This is a genomic window from Oscillibacter sp. CU971, from assembly GCF_905219725.1.
In the GTDB taxonomy this organism is placed as follows: domain Bacteria; phylum Bacillota; class Clostridia; order Oscillospirales; family Oscillospiraceae; genus Oscillibacter.
Window position 1 is genome coordinate 1 of record NZ_CAJMXG010000317.1, and the last position, 2810, is coordinate 2810.

The 2810-nt window shown below is 50.4% G+C and carries 1 protein-coding gene and 2 pseudogenes; all 3 read left to right on the forward strand.

The genetic code is table 11. The features are described 5' to 3' along the window. Window positions 1–169: 169 nt before the first annotated feature. Window positions 170–1158 (forward strand): annotated as a pseudogene (locus tag JX325_RS14720) (ABC transporter ATP-binding protein); the annotation flags it as partial. 15 nt (window positions 1159–1173) lie between these two features. Further along, a pseudogene (locus tag JX325_RS14725) lies at window positions 1174–1884 on the forward strand (MATE family efflux transporter); the annotation flags it as partial. A gap of 7 nt (window positions 1885–1891) precedes the next feature. Next, window positions 1892–2221 carry a metal-dependent transcriptional regulator gene (locus JX325_RS14730; protein WP_204791829.1) on the forward strand — a complete coding sequence of 110 codons (330 nt, stop codon included), beginning with the start codon at window positions 1892–1894 and terminating at the stop codon, window positions 2219–2221. Window positions 2222–2810 lie beyond the last annotated feature (589 nt).

The window sequence follows — 2810 nt, forward strand, 5'->3', positions numbered from 1 at the left end:
ACCCATTCTTCCCATGGGATGATTTCGTCCATGATTTCCAGAAATTCTTCCCGTTTTGTTTTCTTTTTCCGGCATCTATATTCCATATCGCTAAAACTTTCCTGTTTCATACTCCGCGCCCCCTTTCCCTTATTTTATCACATCTTTTATCATTTGGGGGGATTAAATCAGCGTTTCCTTAAAGCTGGGAATCGTCTCGGTGGCCCTGGTAGGGAGTATGCGTCTGATGAGCGGGGAGCTTTCCCTTGTGACCTTCTTCCTGTTCCTGCTGTTTGTCTCCCGGATTTATGAGCCAATGAACTTTGCCCTGCAAAACCTGGCGGCGATGAATTCCCTGCAAATCAATATTGACCGCATGAATGAGATTAACGAAACCCCGTCCCAGGAGGGCAAACCTGCCTTTTCGCCAAAAAGCTACGACATTACCTTTGACCATGTGGGCTTTGCCTATAACAGCGGCGAGACGGTACTGAAGGATGTCTCCTTTACCGCCAAGCAGGGCGAGGTTACAGCCCTGATCGGCCCCTCCGGTGNCGGCAAATCTACCNCCGCCAAGCTGGCGGCACGGTTTTGGGATATTGACCGGGGCCGGATCACAGTCGGCGGCGTGGATGTGAGTAAGGTTGACCCGGAAAAACTCCTGACTGCCTACTCCATCGTATTCCAGGATGTGATGCTGTTCAACAACACANTCATGGAANATATCCGCNTTGGCCGAAAGGACGCCACAGACGCGGAGGTCATACAGGCGGCAAAGGAGGCCATGTGCGATGAGTTTATCGCAAAGCTCCCCCAGGGGTATCAGACTATGATTGGGGAAAACGGTTCCACCCTCTCTGGGGGCGAGCGCCAGCGCATTTCCATCGCCCGTGCGCTCTTGAAGGACGCACCCATCATTCTGCTGGACGAAGCCACCGCCTCTCTGGATGCGGAGAATGAGACGGAGATCCAGCAGGCCATCTCCCGGCTGGTAGAGCGAAAGACAGTGCTGATTATCGCCNACCGAATGAGGACGGTGGAGAACGCCAACAAGATCGTGGTGCTGTCCGCGGTACGGTNGCTGAGNCAGGGACTCCAGCGGAGCTGATGANNCGGAANGGAGCCTTTGCCCGGATGGTCAAGCTGCAAACCGAAAGCCAAAATTGGACGCTGACATAAAACGGAGGAATCATCATGGCACAAAAACAAGATACCCGCACACAACTGCTGACGGCTTCGCCGTTTCAGCTCATGCTCTCTTTGAGCATTCCCGCCATCATCGGAATGGTGGTCGTTGGACTGTATAACTTCATGGACCGGGTTTTTGTCGGACAGCTTATCAACGAGGTTGCAATGGGGGCGGTTTCCGTTTCCTATCCTTTCACCTTGATTAACACCGGCGTGTCCACACTGATCGGCGTNGGCTCGGCCTCTGTCCTGTCCCGCGCCATTGGGAAGAAAGACCAGGATACCATTGACAAGATCATGGGTAATCTGATTGCCATGAATCTGCTCCTGGGAGCGGTCATCACGATTCTCGGTATGCTCTTTACCCGCCAGCTTTTGTCACTGAGCGGGGCGGAGGGTGAGATTCTGAACCATGCGGAACGGTATCTGCATATCATATTCGCCGGTTCCCTGTTTGTCAACTTCGCGCAGTCTGCAAACATGATTATGCGCGGAGAGGGCATTTTGAAAAAGGCCATGCTGATTACCGGCACCGGAGCGGTTTTGAACATCATCCTGGACCCAATCATGATTATGGCAATGAGCGACCAGGGCAAGGGAATTGAGGGTGCGGCCTATGCCACCGTTTCTTCACAGATCGTAACCGCCGCAATTACGCTGTGGTATTTCCTGACAAAGAGCAAGGTTGCACGCATCTGGCGGGGATTACTTGGAGGCGGTCTTAATGCTTCAGCAGAAGTATGGTATGGCCCGCTCCGTTGACCTCACCCGGCACATGGGGTATTCCAAACCCAGCATCTGCCATGCGGTAGGAGTTCTACGGGATGGAGGCTTTCTGACAGTGGATCAGGATGGATTTCTCCACCTGACAGGTGCGGGCCTGGAAGTCGCAGAAAAAATCTATGAGCGGCATCAGTTTTTTACGCAATGGCTGATAGGCGCGGGAATTGACCCGGAAACAGCGGGGCAGGATGCCTGCCGCATGGAACATGGAATCAGCCAAAAATCGTTTGAACGGATACGCGATGCGTATTCTGCCAATCAAAAGCAATGACTGGCCAATAAAACGAACACACGAATCTACTTTCTGTTGAACAGACCATAATGGCAGCAAGGGCGTGATTGCCCTTGCTGCCTCTTTTTTCGTTAAAAAATCCAGCAGGGATAGAAATGATACCCTGCTGGAAGTTAATCGGAATCCGCATTTTCTTGCTCAGACAGCAGTTGATCCGCCAGAAAGTTAATAGTATTCAGCAGTATTTCCTGGTTCTTTTCATTACAAAATTGGACCTTTCTGATGAGATTCTGCAATTTTTCATCTGAAATCGGCGTTTTTGTTGGAAACAATGTGTCTGCCGATACGCCAAGGCACTCGACCAACCCGGAAAGTGTGTTGTATATAGTATTTTTCTTCCATTTCTCCGTTTATTGCACAGTTCTAATTGCCAAACCAGTCTTATCAGCTAATTTTTGCTGGGTTAGATTTTTTCTTTTTCTTGTGCACGAATTTGGCTGCCTAAAAATCGAAATTTATAGCAATCCAATAAAATAACAGTGAAAGGAAATCGGCCCTGACGGAAGAAGATTTGCAGGGCATAGACCAACTGATCGTAGCCCAGCCGGATATTACAATCGACGAAATT